This is a genomic window from Streptomyces scabichelini, assembly GCF_011045015.1.
GTDB classification, from domain to species: Bacteria; Actinomycetota; Actinomycetes; order Streptomycetales; family Streptomycetaceae; genus Streptomyces; species Streptomyces scabichelini.
In genome coordinates this window covers 22,222-39,226 of the sequence record NZ_JAAKZY010000089.1, presented here as the reverse complement: position 1 = coordinate 39,226, position 17,005 = coordinate 22,222, and the positions used below count along the sequence as shown (strand labels likewise).

Here is a 17,005-nt window from a genome sequence, read left to right as displayed (position 1 = left end):
CCCTGCGTCCCCCTCCACGCCGTCGCGACGTACCTTTATCGCCACGAGCACGGCCATCGGCGGAACGATCGTGGCCGGCGGCCTGGTCGCCGGGCCGCCTCCGCTCGGCACCGAGGCGGCGGTGGCTGCCGAGGCGGCTCCCGGCAGCCGCGTCTCCTTGACGGTCAACGGCGTCCGGCACACCGTCACGATCGACAACCGCACCTCGCTCCTCGACCTGCTGCGTGAGCGCCTGGGCCTGACCGGTTCCAAGAAGGGCTGCAACGCCGGGGCCTGCGGCGCCTGCACGGTGCTGGTCGACGGACGCCGGGTCAACTCCTGCCTGACGCTGGCGGTGCGACTGGAGGGCGCCGAGGTCACCACGATCGAAGGTCTGGAGAAGGGCGACCGGTTGCACCCACTGCAACAGGCCTTCATCGACCAGGACGCCTTCCAGTGCGGCTTCTGCACGCCGGGGCAGATCGTGTCGGGCGTCGGGTGCATCCAGGAGGGTCACACCGGTTCGCCGGAGGAGATCCGGGAGTGGATGAGCGGCAACCTCTGCCGCTGCGGCTGCTACGTGAAGATCGAGCGCGCCGTCGAGCAGGCCGTCGGCCGGAAGTGAGGACCGATCCCCATGCATCCCTTCACCTACACCAAGGCCACGGACACGCGCGAAGCTCTCGATGCCGCTCGGCGCGGCGGGCGTTACATCGCCGGCGGCACCACCCTCGTCGACCTGATGCGCGAGACCGTCGAACACCCCAGCTCGCTGGTCGACATCAGCCCCCTGCCCCTGGGCGAGATCATCGTCACCAAGAGCGGGGGTCTGCGCATCGGCGCGCTGGCAAGAATGTCCGAGGCCGCCGCCCACCGGGGCGTACGCGCCCTGTACCCCGTCATCTCGCAGGCGCTGGAACTGAGCGCCTCGGCCCAGTTGCGGAACATGGCCACCATCGGCGGCAACATCATGCAGCGCACCCGCTGCACCTACTTCCGTGACGTGACCGCCCCTTGCAACAAACGCGAGCCCGGCGCCGGATGCGCCGCGCTGCACGGCTACAACCGCAGCCACGCGATCCTCGGCACCTCCGACAGTTGCGTGGCCACCCACCCCTCCGACGTCGCCGTCTCCTTCACGGCACTGGAGGCGACCGTGCACCTGCTGGGCCCGGATGGTGAACGCAGCCTGCCCTTCGCCGACTTCCTGCTCCGGCCGGGCAGCACCCCGAACCGTGAACAGGCCATCCGGCCAGGCGAGTTGATCACGGCCGTGGAGATCCCGGCCCACCCGCGCCCCCTGAAATCCGGCTACCTGAAGGTGCGCGACCGGCAGTCCTACGAGTTCGCGCTCACCTCGGCGGCCGTCGCCCTGCACATCGGCGGCGGAGTGATCCGCGAGGCGAAGGTCGCCGCCGGAGGCGTGGGCACCGTGCCCTGGAAACTGCCGGCCGTCGAGCGCCACCTCATCGGCGAACGCCCCTCCGACCGGCTGTGGGCCGAAGCCGCCGAGCACGCGACCGACGGGGCGCGTCCCCTCAAGCACAACGGCTTCAAGGCCGAGCTGCTCAAACGCACCGTCGAACGTCAGCTGCGCACGGTAGGAGGCACCAAGTGAGCCAGCCACAGGCAGCAGTCGGTGCGGCGGTGCCCCGGGTCGACGCACGGCTGAGGGTCACCGGGAGAACGAAGTACGCCGGAGACAACAGCCTCGACGGGGTGGTGCACGCGGTTGTCGTCGACAGCAGTGTCGGACGCGGCCGTGTCACCGGCATCGACGCCCGTGCCGCCGAAGCCCAGACCGGCGTCGTGAAGGTGATCAGTCACCTCAACGCGCCCAAGCTGCCGCCCCGTGAACCGGGATATCCACCGGGTGAGGCGCTGCGCCCCTTCCAGGACGACCGCGTCCGGTTCTTCGGACAGCCCGTCGCGGTCGTGGTGGCGACCACGCTGGAGGTAGCACAGCACGCGGCGAGCCTGGTGAAGGTCTCCTACGACACCCAGCCTCCCTCGACCGACATAGGCGCCGCCGACCCTGCGGACGATCCCGAGACCTATGCGCGCGGCGACGCGGACGGGGCCCTGGAGGCCGCCGACGTCAAGCTGGATCTGGCGTACCGGATGGCCCGCAACCACCACAACCCGATGGAGCCGGCCGGTACCGTCGCCCGCTGGGAGGGCGACAAGCTCACGCTCTGGGAGAAGACCCAGCATGTGCAGGGCACCGTGGAGACCATGGCCGCAGAGTTCGGCATGCCGCCGGACAGCATCCGCGTCATCTCGCCGGCCGTCGGCGGCGCCTTCGGCAGTGGCGGCCGGACCTGGGTGCACACCTCCATCGCGGCCCTGGCCGCCCGCGAGGTGAAACGCCCCGTAAAACTCGTCCTCACTCGCAGGCAGACGTACTTCGGCGTGGGATACCGGCCCGCATACGAGTACGACCTGCGGCTGGGCAGCGACCGGCGGGGCCGCCTGACCGCGTCGGCGCACGACGTCCGCACCGAGTCCTCCCGCTACGAAAGGCACAGCGAAGACGTTCTCGCCGCCGGCCGGATGCTCTACAGCACGCCCAACGTCCGCCAGGTGTACGAGCATGTACCGCTGGACGTGAACACGCCCACATGGATGCGCGGCCCCGGCTACTCCAGCGGCGCGTTCTGCGTCGAGTCGGCCATGGACGAGCTCGCCCACGAACTGGACCTGGACCCGATCGAGGTGCGGCTGCGCAACGAACCCGCCGACGACGAGTCCAGCAATCTGCCGTTCTCCACCCGCCGCCTGCGCGACTGCTACCGCGTGGGGGCCCGCGAGTTCGGCTGGCACCGCCGCAGCCCCAAGCCCCGCTCGACGCGTGACGGCGACTGGCTCATCGGTATGGGGATGGCCTCCGGTGTCTACGACACCGCACGCAGCGAGGCCCAGGCCTCGGTCAGGCTGGACGCCGACGGCACCGCCCTGGTGCAGTCCGCGACCAGCGACATGGGCCCCGGCACGGCCACGTCCATGAGCCAGGTCGCCGCCGACGCCCTCGGCCTGACCATGCGGCAGGTGACCTTCCGGCTCGGCGACTCCATCCTGCCCCTGGCTCCCGGCCATCACGGCTCGCGGACCATGGCCAGTGTCGGATCCGCCGTCCAGGACGGCTGCGACAAGCTGCGCAAGCAGGCGATCACGCTCGCGGTCAAGGACGAGGACTCACCGCTGTACGGGGTCGCCCCCGCCGATGTGGTGGTACACGGCGGCCGGCTGTATGTGAAGGACGAGCCCACCCGCGGGGAGACGTACCGACTGCTACTGGCTCGCAACGACCTCACCCACCTCGAAGCGCTCGGCTCGTACGCCGGGGCGCCGGAATCGGAGAAGTTCTCCTTCTACGCCTACGCCGCGACGTTCGCCGAAGTGGCCGTCGACGCCCGACTCGGCCTGGTACGGGTGCGGCGCATGGTCGGCGTGTACGACGCCGCCCGCATCATCAACCCGAGGCTCGCCGACAGCCAGGCCATCGGGGCCATGACCGGCGGTATCGGGCATGCCCTGCTGGAGCACACGGTCACCGACCACCGCGACGGCCGGATCGTCAACGCCAACCTCGCCGACTACCTCGTGCCGACCCACGCCGACATGCCTGAGATGAAGGCGATCTACATCGACGGGGAGGACTACGAGGCCGACCCGATCGGGGTGAAGGGTCTGGGCGAGATCGTCATCGTCGGAGTGGCGCCCGCCATCGCCAACGCCGTGTTCAACGCCACCGGCCGGCGCATCCGCGAACTGCCCATCACCGCCGAAGCCCTGCTCTGAGCCTCCGGGTGGCCGGTGCACTCACCAGACCACCCCGGGCTCCCCAGCGTCCGGCGATGTGCGACGGCACACCGCCGGACACCAGGACCGCCGCCGCGACCGCACCCCCCGAGGCGCGGCGGCGGTCCCCTGAAGTGAAGGCACCTACCTCACGGAAAGCCTGCCATGCTGAACATCGCGGACACATTGCACCAGTGGTACGGCAGGGCCCGCCCCTTCGCCCTCGCCACCGTCATCCACGTCAGTGGCAGCGCACCTCTGCCCGTCGGCACCGCGCTCGCCGTCGACATGGAGGGCACCGCGGTCGGGAGCGTCTCCGGCGGTTGTGTCGAAGCGGCGGTCTACGAACTGTGCCAGCACGTCCTTGCACACGGCGGGCCACCAGTGCGCACCCGCTTCGGCTACTCCGACGACGACGCCTTCGCCGTCGGCCTGACCTGCGGTGGCGAGATCGAGGTCCTGGTCCAGCGCGTGGAGCCCGCCGCCGAGGCGCACCTCGCCACCGCCCTGGAGGCCGTGCTCGCGGGCCGCTCCTGCGCCGTGGCCCAAGTCATCGACGGCCCCGGCGAATTCCTCGGCCGCATCCTCCACGTCCCCGACGGCGGTCCCCACGACGGCACCCTCGGCGGTGAGAACGAGGACAAGGTGGTCGTGGCGCACGCCCGCGCGCTCCTGCGTGCGGGCCGCACCGCCCGTATCGAGGTCGGCGGCGACACCGACACCTGCCCCAGAAGGTTGACCGTCCTCGTCCACACCCACGCACCCCGCCCTCGCATGCTGATCTTCGGCGCCGTCGACTTCGCCGGCGCCCTCAGTCAGGCCGGCCGCTTCCTCGGCTACCACGTCACAGTCTGCGACGCCCGCCCCGTCTTCACCACGCAGGCCCGCTTCCCGCACGCCGACGAGATCGTCACCGACTGGCCCCACCGCTACCTCGCGGCCACCGAGACCGACGCCCGCACCGCCGTCTGCGTCCTCACCCACGACGCCAAGTTCGACATCCCCGTGCTGCGGTTGGCGCTCGCCCTCCCCGTCGGCTACGTCGGCGCAATGGGCTCTCGACGCACACACGGCCACCGCGTCGACCTGCTCCGGGAAGCCGGCGTGCCCGAGGAGCAACTGGCCCGTCTGCACTCACCGATCGGCCTGGACCTCGGTGCCCGTACTCCCGAGGAGACCGCCATCTCCATCACCGCAGAGATCATCGCCCACGCCAACCGCGGCACGGGCCTGCCCCTGTCGCACGGCACCGGCCGCATCCACCCTCCCGCACAGCCTCTGCCCGACTTGGCGACGGCGCCGTAAGCACCACCGAACATGACGAACGAAGTTGAGGAGCAAGCAGCAAACAATCACGCGAAGTGGGCCACGGCATCCGACGGATGGAGCCGCGAAAAAACTGACGTGCCGCGCACGACAGCGAGCCGCTGGATGCGCCAGTGATCACAACGAGCTCAGATGGCTCCGCCATTGACCCAGACGACCTGGCCGTTGATCCAGCGACCCTCTTCGCCCGCCAGGAACGAGACCACCGAGCCCATGTCGGCCGTCGTACCCAGACGCTCCAACGGCGCAAGAGAAGCCAGCCGGTCAATCGTCGCCTGGTCCCGGCCCTCCAGAAACAGGTCGGTCACGGTCGGGCCGGGGGCCACAGCGTTGACCGTGACGTCCCGGCCCCTCAGTTCGCGGGCCAGGATCATGGTCAGTGCGTCGACCGCTCCCTTGCTGGCGGCATAGGGGCCATAGGTGGACGTCGCCTGCACGACCATGGACGAGGAGAAAGTGATCAGCGCGCCGCCGGCGCGCAGTCGGCGTGCTGCCTGCTGGGCTACGACGAAGGTGCCGCGGATGTTGGTGCGGTGCATGTCGTCCAGGACGGCCAGGTCGAAGTCGACGACCGGCTTCAGCACCATCTTGCCGGCCACGTGCGCGACCACGTCGACGCCGCCGAATTCCTGCTCGGCCGTGTCGAACATCGCGGCCACCGCGTCCTCGTCTGCCACATCGGCCTGCACGGCGATGGCCCGGGCGCCCGCCCGGACCGCGGTGGCGACGGTCTCTTCGGCCATCTCCTTGTTTCCGACGTAGCCGACGACGACGGCCAGGCCATCCGCGGCCAGACGGGTGGCGACCTCACGGCCGATGCCACGAGAGCCGCCGGTCACGATGGCGACTCGAGGGGTACTCCCACTCACGGGTTGCTCCTTTGAACGGTTTGCCGTCCACGATGGGTCCCCCAGCCCCCCGGCTACCAGGGGTCGCTTACTCAGGGGTCGGCAACCCCTGGAAAGCCGAGTGCGTTCAGGTCAGGGTGGTGGTGTGAATCTTTCGGAATTGGGCGGCTTTTTGAGGTCACGCCGTGATCGCATCCGACCCGCGGATGTCGGCCTACCGACCGGGCCGCGCCGCCGTGTACTGGGTCTTCGCCGTGAAGAGGTCGCTCAGCTGGCCGGTGTCTCGGTCGACTACTACATCGAGCTGGAGCGCGGGGCGGGCGTCCAACCCTCGGAGCAGATGCTCGCCGCGCTCGCCCGGGCACTCCGACTGAGCCGGGACGAGCGCGACTACCTCTTTGCCCTGGCGGGCCGTCGGCTGCCCCCGTCCGGCAGTCCGGCCGACCACGTCCACCCGGGGATGCTGGACTTGATGCATCGCCTGGGGGACACACCGGCCCAGGTGGTCACCGACCTGCGCGTCATGCTCGTACAGAACCCGGCGGCCCGTGCACTGCTCGGTCCACCGCCGTCCACGACCGGATGGACCGCGAGCTTCCTGTACCGGTGGTTCACCGACCCGAAAGCGCGAGCGCTCTACCCGCCCGAGGATCATGCCGAGCACACCCGCTCCTTCGTGGCCGACCTTCGTGCGGCCTCGGCCCGGCGCGGCGCTGACCCCGATGTCCGTGCAATGATCACGGCACTGAGCACCCGTAGTCCCGAGTTCTCCAAACACTGGGCCCAGCACGATGTTTCGTTCCGACGCCACGACAGAAAACGCCTGATACATCCAGAGCTCGGATTGCTTGAGGTCAATTGCCTGAACCTGTTCAGCGAGGACGGACGGCAACGACTGCTCTGGTTCACCGCCGCTGTCGGAACCGACTCGGTCGCCAAACTGGAACTACTCGCCGTGCTAGGCACACAGATCTTCAACCAGCAGGAGTCATGAGTGGACGTTCTGTGAGTCGTCGGTGCCGTTGGCGACGTACCACTACTTCGGCAATTGGTGCGCCGACGGCGGCGAGGGCGCAAAGTACTGGCGCATGAGCGCGTGTGCACGCAAGAGCCCCAGGAAAGCTCAGCCTTCCGTAATCAGCACCAGATCATCGGAGAGGTGAAAGGTCCGAGGTGATCCATGCCCGAAAATCGGCCTCGCTGTCGAACTCGTTGATCGAAACATAGGAATCATCGGCACTGACGGGACGTAGGAGCGTGCTGCGCCGCAGTCCCTTCACGCCAGGCAGATAGGTGCGCATGTTGTGCCGGAAATGCGCTTCGAATTCGTCGGCACGGTCTGCAGGCACAAACAGTCGGTTCGTAGCCAGCCGCGTCGCGCGAAGACCCGGTCCGTGACGGACGCTCAACTCCCTTGCCTCCCGCCGCCCTCGACATCGAGCGCCTCCCTGCTCATGGTGCACGGGCGGACTCGGCTCGTCGCGGAGCGGCCGCCGGCCGCCCCCGGCATCGGCGCTTGCATGATCGATGTGCTCGCTTGGTCGTGAACGCCCACTCCGACGCGTCGCGGCATCGTGGCGTGAGCCACCTTGGCCAGCGGCGACACACCTTACAAGCCCGTATTTGACAAGGTAGGTTTTCTCGCAGGGAAAGCCCGCGCCGGGACTGTGCGGTCCACGGCCTTATGGGCGCGAATGGCGGGGGTTGTCATCCCCTGGTTGCGCCGCCCTGGTACGCGTAATGATGGTCCGCAGATGAACCACTGTTCTTTTCAACATTCCTGGTTCGAGGGAGTGCCAAGACATGTCCGTTTCGGTAAATCATGGTCTGTCCTACGCGGTAACCGTCTCCCGGCAGCTCGTCCACCGCGCCGCCATCTGCGAGGTGTTCCTGACCGATACTCAGCGCCGTTCTGACAACGAATTCCTCGTCGCGGCGCAACTGCCACGCGTCCACAGCTACTACAGCGATCACCTGGTGACTCCCGCCGCCTACGACCCGCTTCTGTTACTCGAAGTGTTCCGGCAGACCTCCATCCTGGTCGCCCACGAACACTGCGCCGTCCCGCTGGACCGCAAGTTCAGCTTCAACTCCGGCGAGTTCACCGTCCTCGACACCAAAGCGCTGGAGATCGGGCGGCTGCCTGGGCGGGGACTGCTGACCGCCACCATCACGGGCGAGAAGCACCGCGGCGCTGAGCTCGTCGGCGTCACCCTGGAGATGCGGCTGGCTGTCGACGGCCATGACGCCGCATCCATGACCATGACCATCCAGTGGATGCCCGGCGATGCGTGGGACATGCTGCGTGAACGCGGCCGCGCTGCCCTCGACCTGGAGACTCCGCGCCCGCACCCCAGTGGCCGCCGGCTCAGCCCTGCCGCGGTCGGGCGGCGCTCGCCCGACAACGTCGTCCTGGCGGAGGCGGCAGCCGTCGGACGCCAGGTCGTGGCCCAGGTCATCGTCGATCAGGCGCATCCGGCTCTGTTCGACCACCCGCTCGACCATATCCCCGGTGCGCTGTTCTTCGAGGCATACCGGCAGACCGCCCTGCACGCGGCCCACGAACTGCTGGGCTTGTCGCCCCGGCGGCTGACGCTGACGCACTGCGCGGCCGCCTTCACACGGTTCGGTGAGTTCGAACTGCCCACCGTGTGCCAAGCCGATTTGGTCGAGGACCGGGCGACGCCAGGCGCGGCCGTCTTCCGTATGGAGATGCTCCAGGAGAAGACCGTGATCTCCACAGCCGAGGTCGCCCTGCGGTGCACCAGCCCCATCGGCCAGTTCCTCATCCCTGCCTCGGCCCTGGCGCCCCATGCCTGCTGAACCCTCCGCCTGACACGGCAGGCATGTCGTGCCGCGCGAACTCCTTGCTGCTTCATCCCACATCGCCCTGACAGGAGGGCCCGCTGTATGCCCCTGCCCATGGTCTGGTTCGACTTCGGCGGCGTACTCTCGCCGCCTCTGGACGAGTTGTACGACGCCTACCACCGCAAGACCGGCATTCTGCCCGCGCAACTTCAGGCCGCTATCAAGGAGGTCGCGGACGAGATGGGCATGCCGACCCTGGCGCCCGTCGAGATCGCCGCCCTCACCGAGGCCGAGTGGGGGCGCCGCCTCCGCCGTGTCCTGACGAGCCGTCATCCAGAGCTTGATCTGAGCCGTGCCCGCCTGGAGGGCTTCGGCGAGCAGTGGTTCGACGGCGTCACGGCCAACCCGGTGATGGTGTGCGCCCTGCGGAACGCCCGCGACAACGGGTTCCGCGTGGGCATCCTGTCGAACAACGTCGTCGAGTGGGAGCCGTACTGGCGGGCGATCGTCGCCCCGGCCGGCGAGGTCGACTGTCTCATCGACTCATGCAAGGTCGGCGTCCGCAAACCCGACCCGGAGATCTTCGATCTGGCGGCCAAGGCGGCCGGTGTCACCCCCGAGGACTGCGTGCTCGTCGACGACCTCGCAGGCAACTGTGCCGCGGCCCGACGGCAGGGCTGGCAAGCCGTCCACTTCCGTGACAACCGCCAAGTCCTCGCCGAACTGCGGCATCTGACAGGTCTGCCCAGCATCCTCTGACGCTGCTCGCGGCAGCCACACGCCGAACGCCCGCCCCGCGTGGCCAAGCAGCATGGTCCACCGCTAACGCCAGTCCTGTCCTGGTCGCCGGGGCCACCGGCCGCACGCGCGGTGTTCTCAAGGCCTTGAACACTGGCGCGGGGTTCGCCAGTCCGGGGCGTCCACTGCAACCACAGCCGCACGCAGGCGACTTGACGGTTTCTTGATGGTCTCTTCCCGGTTCGGCATCAGTGGCTTGCTCAGCGGATGACGCTGCTGCCGACGGCTCAGCCAGGAGCGACATACCCATGAACTTGCCCCCCACATCCATCCCTACAGCGCCCGGCGCCCTACCCATCATTGGACACGGCCACAAGCTGGCCCGCGATTCCCTTCCCTTCATGCGGTCCCTGCGTGACTACGGCCCCGTGGTCCGGATACGCATCGGCCCCACCCCGGCATACGTCCTGACCGATCCCGAGCTGGCACGGCGCATGCTCGTCACCGACGCGGCCCATTTCCTCAAAGGCGGCAGAGTCTTCGATGCCCTTCGGGCCTTCTTCGGCAACGGCATCGCCACGATCGCGGACGGCGATGCCCATCTCCACAACCGGCGTCGGCTGCAACCGATGTTCAACAGGGCCCACATAGCCGCACGCACCGATCCCATGGTCGAGCAGGTCCGTGCCCTGGTCAGCTCCTGGGGAGAAGGCCAGGAGCGGGATGTCTATGCCGACATGAACGAGGTCACCCTCGCCGCCTTTCTTACCGCCCTGTTCGGCACGAACCTCCCCGATCGCCTGGCGGCCGAGTTCACACAGCTCATGCCAGTGATCATGCGGGGGACGATACGCCAGACGATCCTGCCGCCCTGGGTCACCCGTCTGCCACTGCCCGCCAACAGGGCCCATGAGGCCAACCTGCGGCGACTGCGCGCGATCATCGACCAGGCCACCGACCACGCCCGCGGATCACACCACGCCGCCCCCGACGCCGCCGTCTCCGCAGCAAGGGACTGCCCCCATCACACCCAGCAGGGCGAAGGACTGCTCCAGGCCCTTCTCACAACCGAGGACCTGCTCAGTCAGCAGCAACTCCAGGACGAGGTCATCACTCTGCTCGTCGGCGCGATCGAGACCACCGGAACGACGCTGGCCTGGGCCCTGTACGAGCTGACCCAGCACGACGAGATCACGGCGCGCCTGCGAACGGAACTGGACGCCGTGTGCGGGGAGAGGCCGGTACGCCACGAGGACCTGGACCGCCTGCCGTACATCCGCCAGGTTCTGCAGGAGGCCATCCGCAAGTACGGACCTGTATGGCTCACCACCCGCACGGCCACCCGGACAGTTGGCCTAGGAGGGCACCGTATTCCGGCGGGCTCCGATGTCGTCTGGAGCCCTTACCTCTACCAGCACGACCCTCAGGTCTTCGCCGACCCGGAGTGTTTCGACCCGGACCGATGGGCCCCTGAGCGCGCCAAAGAGGCCCGTAACTCCTTCCTGGCTTTCGGCGCCGGCCGCCGGCAGTGCATAGGAGAGGCCTTCGCGTGGGCGGAACTGACGATCATCCTGGCAACCATCCTGCAAATCTGGTCCGCCTTCCAGCTCACTTCCCGTACCCCGCAACCGCAGGCAGTGATGACGGTTACTCCAGACGTGCTCACCATGGCGTACCACCGCCGGGCCGGTCTCGTGGCCGAAGCGGGCTCCGATGGACACAACCGCCGCATCGGCCGGTGATGGGGAGACGAGCGGCATCACATGGGGACTGAACCCCAGCGCCCACTTCAAGCAGTGGAGTCCTCGTGACCGACTTCAGAATGCCCCTCTTCGAAGTCCCTTTTCCGGTGGAATGCAATCCGCACTTGGAGCGGGCGTCCCGGGCGATGTGGAGGTGGATCGACGCCTATGGCCTGGCGCCGACCGACAAGGCACGCATCAGGATGCGGCGTACCAGGGCCGACCTGTCAGGGGCGTACGTGTGGCCTCGCGCCGACCTTGACACGCTGATCACCGGTCTTGGGTGGCTTGCCCTCACCTTCCGTATCGACGACCAACTCGACGAGGACGATCTCACCGAGAGGCCGTCGGCCCGGGTGGCAGCCGTCGATGAGCTCTGCGACGTACTGCGAGGCACGTCGGTTCCCGCAAGGCCCCCGGTCGCCAGGGCACTGAGTGACCTGTGGTCGAAGACCTCCCGCGGACGACCCACTGACTGGCGCGACGCCTTCCTACGACACTTCAGGGCGTTCCTTCGCTCCTACGCGACCGAGGCCCGCCTCAGCGCCGAAGGGACTGTTCCCGACCTCGATACCTACCTCGGCTGGAGGATGTACTCGGTGGGGATGCCCTGGCTGTGGGACCTGGACGAATTGCGCCTTCCCGTGCTGCTGCCCGACTCCGTGCGCACCTGCGGCGCCATGAACAAACTGCGCCGGGCCGGAGCACTGCACATAGCCATGGTGAACGACGTCTTTTCCGTCCGTCGTGAGACCCTCGTCGGCTATCGGTACAACGCCGTCACAATCCTCCGGGACACAGAGAACTGCTCACTGCAGGAAGCCGTGGACCGGGTGGCGGCGTTGGCCGCAACCCACCTCCACACCGTCGCGGCGGCGAAGCAGGAACTCCGCGAGGAACTCACCAGGCAAGAGGTGCCGCACTTGGTTCACGCCGCCGCACTCGACTACGCGTCCAACATCGCCGCCAACCTGAGCGGACAACTCGTATGGCATTCCTCGGTCCAGCGATACGCCGTCGACGACCTTCACCCTGCGCGGATCGCTCGCCTTCGATGGACTGATCACCAGCGATGAAAGCACGGTTCGGACACCGTGGCTCAAGGTTGCCGCAGTTGACGCCCCACTGCTGTTCGCGCTGAGTCGAACTGACGACCCTGTCGGCAGCGCGACTCAGCCTGAGCGGACTGCGGCTGCCGGCCCATGAACCGGTCCCGGACTCAGTGACCCAGATCACTGAATTTCCCACGCGTCAGTCTCGCCCGACCCGCAACCCCGAAGGCCTTCGGACGTCTGTCGGAGTGGATGCGCCTCCAGCAGAGGGCCGCCGCATGGCAAGCCATCCATGACGGGCGGTCAGCCCCATTGAGACCGATGATTCGAGGAACGAAAATGTCAGTACGTCACGCCGCTGTCCGCAATTCCCGTCCGGGCCGGGTTCGCGCCGCGCTGGGCGTCTCAGTCGTGGGCGCCGCGCTGGCCCTCGGTGGAGCCTTCACGGCCCACGCCGACACCACCGCGCCGGATGCCACCGAAGCCGAGAAGGCGCACTCCACCTCTCCCGTGACGTCCACCTCCACCGGGAAGCACGCCAAGCCCTACGTGTCCGGCTCGGAAACGCCCGCCCTCACCTCGGAGACGGACGTCCCGGAGGACGCCAAGCCCGCCCAGCCGGTGCAGCAGCCCGCGACTCCGGCCCACTGAGGCTCTCCAGCGTTTCGGCTCGCTGATCGGCTCTGGTCCGGTCGGCGGCACCACGTGAATACACGCTGCACGGCTCAGGCCCGGCAGCACGGTCTGTCCACCCGGCATCCGGGTGGACAGACCGGTACCGCGACGTCCAGGAGACACGTGAGAACAGCGACGATCCCCACCGCCGCCCCGTCGGTCACCTGGTGGCAGAGCATTCGCAGGCTGGTACAGGGCGGACTCGCTCCGCGTTCACTGACACATCAGAAGGACGGCGGGAGAAGGCCGTTCAAAGCCCTGTCCCCCAGCACGGCCGCAGTCGGGGACGAGCACGGCTTCAGCGAGCTTTACCACCACCGCCGGCTCGCGCTGGTGCGACTGGCACTGCTTTTGGTGGACGACCTTCCGACGGCAGAGGACGTGGTACAGGACGCCTTCACCGCTCTTCTGCGCCGCCACGGCCGTCGGCTCGCGAACTTGGACGACCCCGAGGCGTACTTGCGAACCAGCGTGGTCAACGGGGCTCGCTCCGTTCTGCGTCGACGCCGTACGGCACGCGCCCACATCCCTGAGCGCGAACGCCCCTTCCCGTCCGCCGACCACAGCGTGCTCCTCGCCGAGACCCACCAGGAAGTGATCAACGCGTTGCAGCGCCTCACCCGTCGGCAGCGCGAGGTCTTGGTGCTGCGCTACTGGTCAGACCTCACCGAAGCGCAGATCGCCGACACCCTCGGCGTGTCCCGCGGGACGGTCAAGTCGACCGCCAGCCGTGCTCTGGACGCCCTCGGCAGACAACTGGAGGAGATACCTCGATGACCGACCATCCCTCTCAGCCGCGCTCTTGTCCTTCCCGCCGCCGGCACCTTGCGGAGATCCGGCGATGAGCCGCAGCCAGATCCGCCACGAGGCGATCGAGGACCGGCTGCGCGAGGCTCTCGCCGCCCGGGCCGACACCGTCGACTCGGGACACCTGCGGCCTGCCCGCCTTCCCGCCAGGCCCAGGCGGTGGTCCCTTCCCCTGCGCCGGACCGCCATCGTGTTGCTGGGTCTGGCTGCGGCTGCCGCGTGCGCCTTGTTCGCCGTCACGAACGGCTCTTCGGACAGCCCGGCCCGTCCGGCCGGCACTCCCCCGCATTCAGTGAACCCGCCCACGTCCCAGGCCCCGGCTTCCCCGGCCACCACGACCGGACAATGACCAGCCTTTACCCCTCCGTGGTGTCCAGCGTCATGGCCGCGAGAAGCGGTGACAGGTCCGCCAACTGCTCGGCATTCCACACAAGGGAGAGAATTTCCTTGCGCCGGCTGTCGGAGGCCAGCGGTCGCAGCAGACCGTGGAACTTCTCCTCGAACTGCTGGGAATGTACTCGGGAAAGATCGCGGTCAGCGCCGGGTCCTCCCGCACCGAGATGCGTTTCATCAGGTCGAGAGCCACCGGATCCGCGATGGCCTCATCGCTGTACGAGGCAGTGGTGATCTCGCCGTCCAGCAGCGCCCGGGCCACCGTGTAGGGAAGACTGTGGTCGGCCGTTTCCCGTGTGGTGGGGCGCCATTTGTCGGGATCCTTGCCGAGAAAGGCGTAGCCGACACGAGTGGTGTCGACCCGGACCGAGGCAATCTCCTCGATGTCCGGGATCCTGTCCCGCACGGCCAGGGCGGCCCAGACCGCCGTCTGCATCTCTCCGTTCGTCGGCAGCATCTTCGTCAAAGTCCGCGAAACGGCATACGACTGGTTGTCCCGGTTCCCGAACTCACCGACGTCGAGGGAGAAGACACCGGTGATCTGGTTCATGAACACCATCTCGCCCTCGAAGATGGGCGACGGTCCGGTAAAGCCATGCTGGGCGAGCTGCGCGGCGACGATTCCGTTCCGCGCCGCGTTGGGCGCCGAGCAGCCTTTCCACTGGGAGAGGGACCCGGCACGCACCTGCCGCAACGCGATGTGGCCGTTCACCGCGATGTTGATCGCCTCGGTCAGTCGTTGTTGCGAGAGCCCCATCAGCCGGCCCGCGGCGACGACCGATGACACGAGCACGTGGTTGACGTGATCCCACTCTCTTGTGTGCAGGGCGGCCGCGTCCTGGAACCCGCACTGGATCTCGTAGGCCAGCACGATGGCGAGGAAAAGTACCGGATCATTGTGCCGTTCACGAAGGCGGCGACATCCGGGGTGGTGGTCTGTGTCGTTCCCAGAACGGTGGCCGCCGTGGAGGGGTGGGCCTCGGCGAACGCTCGGCCGTTGCGCGAGGGGAGGGCGTCGAAGGCGCCGAGTCCGCATCCGATGCTGTCGACGAGGCGCTGTTTGACCGTGTGGATGGCGGCGGTGCTGAGATCGGAGTAGCGCAGGGACACGGCGTACGAACTGAGGTCTTCAGCCAGGGGCATGGGACTCTCCTGAGTCGTCGGGTGGCGAAGAGTCGTCGAGCTCGGGAGCCGGCAATTTGCCATGGCAGCGCGAGAGATGTGCGGGCTCGGCTGCGGGAGAGAGGGGGATTTGGGACCGCCGAGCGGCTTCAGGGTGCGATGCCCACGCCCTCGATACGACTCCACGCCTGTTCCTGCGCGGCGGACATGGCGGGCCAGTGGAGGCCGCCGGGCCGGGGGCGGACCTGGGTGGCGAACGGGGCGGGGCGGAACGCCGAATCGTAGAAGCAGCCACCACCATGGGTGGTGTCGAACGCGCTGCACGAACGCGCGATCGAGCTGGGGGTGGGCTTCCGGCCGGTGCGTGCCCATGTTTCCAGAGCTGCCAGGGAGTTGGCGTACTCGGCGTTGCTGAGCGCGCTGTGATCGCTCTCCCTCGTGAAAGTCTGGACGAGGTTCTCGCTTCGGTCGGCGGCCTGGACCGTGGCGCGATAGGCCGCCTCGTGCTCGACGAAGACCTGTGGGTCGTCGATCGCGTGCAGGGTGAGGACCGGGAGTGCGATCCGTCCGGTGAGGTCGCTGTCGTAGGAGAGGTCGCGGCGCGCGGTGGGGTCGGCCGAGAAGCGCGCCACGCCGGCGTTGAGCGCCTTGTCGTCGTGCGAACCGTCGTAGCGGACCCCACGGTTGCTGAACGGGTTACGGCCGTCGAGCCGGTTGGACACGATGTCCCGGACGAGGAAGGCCGCGTACTGCATGTTCGTGGCCAGAGAGTGTTCCGGGATGCGGGTGACGGCCAGGATGTCGTCGAGGTCGCGCTGCTGCTCCGCGGTCCGGTCGGCCGGGTCGGAGTCGATGCCGGTGCACTCCTGGAGTCGGCCGTGGACCTCGTCGGGTGTCATCGGGGAGTCCGCGGGCAGTCCTTGCCACAGCGGGTACTGCGGTTCGGTGGGACGGGGCAGGTTGCGGCAGTAGTACTGGTAGACCGTCCGCAGGTCCACGCGCGTGTCGTAGCCACGCGAGCCGCCGGCCAGGAAGCCGTTGGTCAGCAGGACTCCGTCGTAAGCGCCACGCTTCCCGCCGTAGGTCTCGGTGACCTTGGCGGCGACATTGCCGCCCCAGGACTGGCCATGAAGGTAGGTGCGGTCGGGGCGGCCGAAGTGGCTGACGAACAGGCGGCGTACGTTCTCCGTGTCGTCGGCGGCCATCCTGACCCCGTAACCGCCGCGCCGGTACGAGGAGCCCACCCAGGCATAGCCCTCGTCGACCATCACCGCCCAGCGTTCCAGGTCCTCGGTGGTCGTGGACTCGTCGTAGGAGAAGTCGGGACCGCCGTGGGCGTGGACGACGAGGGAGCCGTTCCAGTGCTTCGGGACGGCCATCGTGTAGTACGCGCCGTTGGCGTCCCGGCCGGTGTAGCACCTGGCCTTCTCCTCCAGATGGCCCGGGCAGGCGGCGGGAGTGGGGCGCGTGGTGTCGGCCGGGGCGGTGGGCGCGCTGCCGAGCGTGCCCACGACGGCGGCCGCGACCAGTGCCGTCAGCATTGCCGAACGACGGCCGCGGGCCCGAGGACGGGTACCGGGTTCGGGCACGGCAGGTGTGTTCAAGGAACTGCTCCTTCAGGTGCTTGTGGGCGGGGTCGACCGGTGAAGGACCGCGTCCGGCAGGCGCGTTCGGGGTCACCGCCGGGCCGGCGGTGACCCCGGCACCGGCCGTG

16 protein-coding genes and 1 pseudogene are annotated in these 17,005 nt (G+C 68.3%); 12 read left to right on the top strand and 5 right to left on the bottom strand.

The features are described 5' to 3' along the window. From G5C60_RS26150 to G5C60_RS26135, 4 genes are all read left to right on the top strand, one after another. A partial coding sequence (locus G5C60_RS26150) for a (2Fe-2S)-binding protein (protein WP_241267071.1) occupies nucleotides 1-604 on the top strand: 604 nt, incomplete at its 5' end. Nucleotides 605-616: 12 nt separating this feature from the next. After that, the gene (locus G5C60_RS26145; RefSeq protein ID WP_165263366.1) at nucleotides 617-1,597 is read left to right on the top strand and encodes an FAD binding domain-containing protein; all 981 of its coding nucleotides are present in this window, start codon (nucleotides 617-619) and stop codon (nucleotides 1,595-1,597) included. Continuing rightward, complete coding sequence (locus G5C60_RS26140; RefSeq protein WP_165263365.1) at nucleotides 1,594-3,780, top strand: molybdopterin cofactor-binding domain-containing protein; 2,187 nt, start codon at nucleotides 1,594-1,596, stop codon at nucleotides 3,778-3,780. Before G5C60_RS26145 ends, G5C60_RS26140 begins: the two co-directional genes overlap by 4 nt. Before the next feature lie 165 nt (nucleotides 3,781-3,945). Then, nucleotides 3,946-5,085: an XdhC family protein gene (locus G5C60_RS26135; protein WP_165263364.1), complete on the top strand. Its 1,140-nt coding sequence runs from the start codon at nucleotides 3,946-3,948 to the stop codon at nucleotides 5,083-5,085. 149 nt (nucleotides 5,086-5,234) lie between these two features. Here the strand turns inward: G5C60_RS26135 and G5C60_RS26130 are convergent, their stop codons facing one another. After that, nucleotides 5,235-5,975 (bottom strand): SDR family oxidoreductase, encoded by a 741-nt coding sequence (locus tag G5C60_RS26130; RefSeq protein WP_165263363.1) that lies wholly within the window; start codon nucleotides 5,973-5,975, stop codon nucleotides 5,235-5,237. A gap of 124 nt (nucleotides 5,976-6,099) precedes the next feature. On the opposite strand from G5C60_RS26130, the gene G5C60_RS26125 reads away from it, so the two are divergent. Then, nucleotides 6,100-6,948, top strand: coding sequence for an MmyB family transcriptional regulator (locus tag G5C60_RS26125; RefSeq protein ID WP_165263362.1), 849 nt, complete (start codon nucleotides 6,100-6,102; stop codon nucleotides 6,946-6,948). A gap of 154 nt (nucleotides 6,949-7,102) precedes the next feature. Here the strand turns inward: G5C60_RS26125 and G5C60_RS54260 are convergent, their stop codons facing one another. Then, nucleotides 7,103-7,417 (bottom strand): antibiotic biosynthesis monooxygenase family protein, encoded by a 315-nt coding sequence (locus G5C60_RS54260; RefSeq protein ID WP_420907412.1) that lies wholly within the window; start codon nucleotides 7,415-7,417, stop codon nucleotides 7,103-7,105. 340 nt (nucleotides 7,418-7,757) lie between these two features. On the opposite strand from G5C60_RS54260, the gene G5C60_RS26115 reads away from it, so the two are divergent. From G5C60_RS26115 to G5C60_RS26085, 7 genes are all read left to right on the top strand, one after another. After that, on the top strand, nucleotides 7,758-8,777 hold the full coding sequence (locus G5C60_RS26115) for a ScbA/BarX family gamma-butyrolactone biosynthesis protein (RefSeq protein ID WP_165263361.1): 1,020 nt from the start codon (nucleotides 7,758-7,760) through the stop codon (nucleotides 8,775-8,777). Nucleotides 8,778-8,864: 87 nt separating this feature from the next. Then, nucleotides 8,865-9,521, top strand: coding sequence for an HAD family hydrolase (locus tag G5C60_RS26110; protein WP_165263360.1), 657 nt, complete (start codon nucleotides 8,865-8,867; stop codon nucleotides 9,519-9,521). 287 nt (nucleotides 9,522-9,808) lie between these two features. Beyond that, a complete protein-coding gene (locus G5C60_RS26105) occupies nucleotides 9,809-11,242 on the top strand; it encodes a cytochrome P450 (protein WP_165263359.1) in 1,434 nt (477 codons plus the stop codon). A 65-nt stretch (nucleotides 11,243-11,307) separates the two neighbouring features. Continuing rightward, on the top strand, nucleotides 11,308-12,318 hold the full coding sequence (locus G5C60_RS26100) for a terpene synthase family protein (RefSeq protein ID WP_165263358.1): 1,011 nt from the start codon (nucleotides 11,308-11,310) through the stop codon (nucleotides 12,316-12,318). Between the two features lie 315 nt (nucleotides 12,319-12,633). Beyond that, a complete protein-coding gene (locus G5C60_RS26095; protein WP_165263357.1) occupies nucleotides 12,634-12,945 on the top strand; it encodes a hypothetical protein in 312 nt (103 codons plus the stop codon). Nucleotides 12,946-13,092: 147 nt separating this feature from the next. Next, on the top strand, nucleotides 13,093-13,746 hold the full coding sequence (locus G5C60_RS26090) for a SigE family RNA polymerase sigma factor (RefSeq protein WP_420907411.1): 654 nt from the start codon (nucleotides 13,093-13,095) through the stop codon (nucleotides 13,744-13,746). Between the two features lie 64 nt (nucleotides 13,747-13,810). After that, nucleotides 13,811-14,125 (top strand): hypothetical protein, encoded by a 315-nt coding sequence (locus G5C60_RS26085; protein WP_165263356.1) that lies wholly within the window; start codon nucleotides 13,811-13,813, stop codon nucleotides 14,123-14,125. Between the two features lie 30 nt (nucleotides 14,126-14,155). Here G5C60_RS26085 and G5C60_RS52300 read toward each other — a convergent pair whose 3' ends face one another. From G5C60_RS52300 to G5C60_RS26070, 3 genes and pseudogenes are all read right to left on the bottom strand, one after another. Continuing rightward, nucleotides 14,156-14,626, bottom strand: a complete 471-nt coding sequence (locus G5C60_RS52300; protein ID WP_277611378.1) for an MmgE/PrpD family protein — start codon at nucleotides 14,624-14,626, stop codon at nucleotides 14,156-14,158. A gap of 132 nt (nucleotides 14,627-14,758) precedes the next feature. Beyond that, nucleotides 14,759-15,312 (bottom strand): annotated as a pseudogene (locus G5C60_RS26075) (MmgE/PrpD family protein); the annotation flags it as partial. A gap of 128 nt (nucleotides 15,313-15,440) precedes the next feature. Next, nucleotides 15,441-16,895 (bottom strand): DUF6351 family protein, encoded by a 1,455-nt coding sequence (locus G5C60_RS26070; protein ID WP_165263353.1) that lies wholly within the window; start codon nucleotides 16,893-16,895, stop codon nucleotides 15,441-15,443. Between the last annotated feature and the right edge of the window lie 110 nt (nucleotides 16,896-17,005).

Coding starts and splice junctions, on each gene's coding strand:
- G5C60_RS26145 (WP_165263366.1), top strand. CDS start 617: ATGCATCCCTTCACCTACACCAAGGCCACGGACACGCGCGAAGCTCTC.
- G5C60_RS26135 (WP_165263364.1), top strand. CDS start 3,946: ATGCTGAACATCGCGGACACATTGCACCAGTGGTACGGCAGGGCCCGC.
- G5C60_RS26115 (WP_165263361.1), top strand. CDS start 7,758: ATGTCCGTTTCGGTAAATCATGGTCTGTCCTACGCGGTAACCGTCTCC.
- G5C60_RS26110 (WP_165263360.1), top strand. CDS start 8,865: ATGCCCCTGCCCATGGTCTGGTTCGACTTCGGCGGCGTACTCTCGCCG.
- G5C60_RS26105 (WP_165263359.1), top strand. CDS start 9,809: ATGAACTTGCCCCCCACATCCATCCCTACAGCGCCCGGCGCCCTACCC.
- G5C60_RS26095 (WP_165263357.1), top strand. CDS start 12,634: ATGTCAGTACGTCACGCCGCTGTCCGCAATTCCCGTCCGGGCCGGGTT.
- G5C60_RS26085 (WP_165263356.1), top strand. CDS start 13,811: ATGAGCCGCAGCCAGATCCGCCACGAGGCGATCGAGGACCGGCTGCGC.
- G5C60_RS52300 (WP_277611378.1), bottom strand. CDS start 14,626: ATGCTGCCGACGAACGGAGAGATGCAGACGGCGGTCTGGGCCGCCCTG.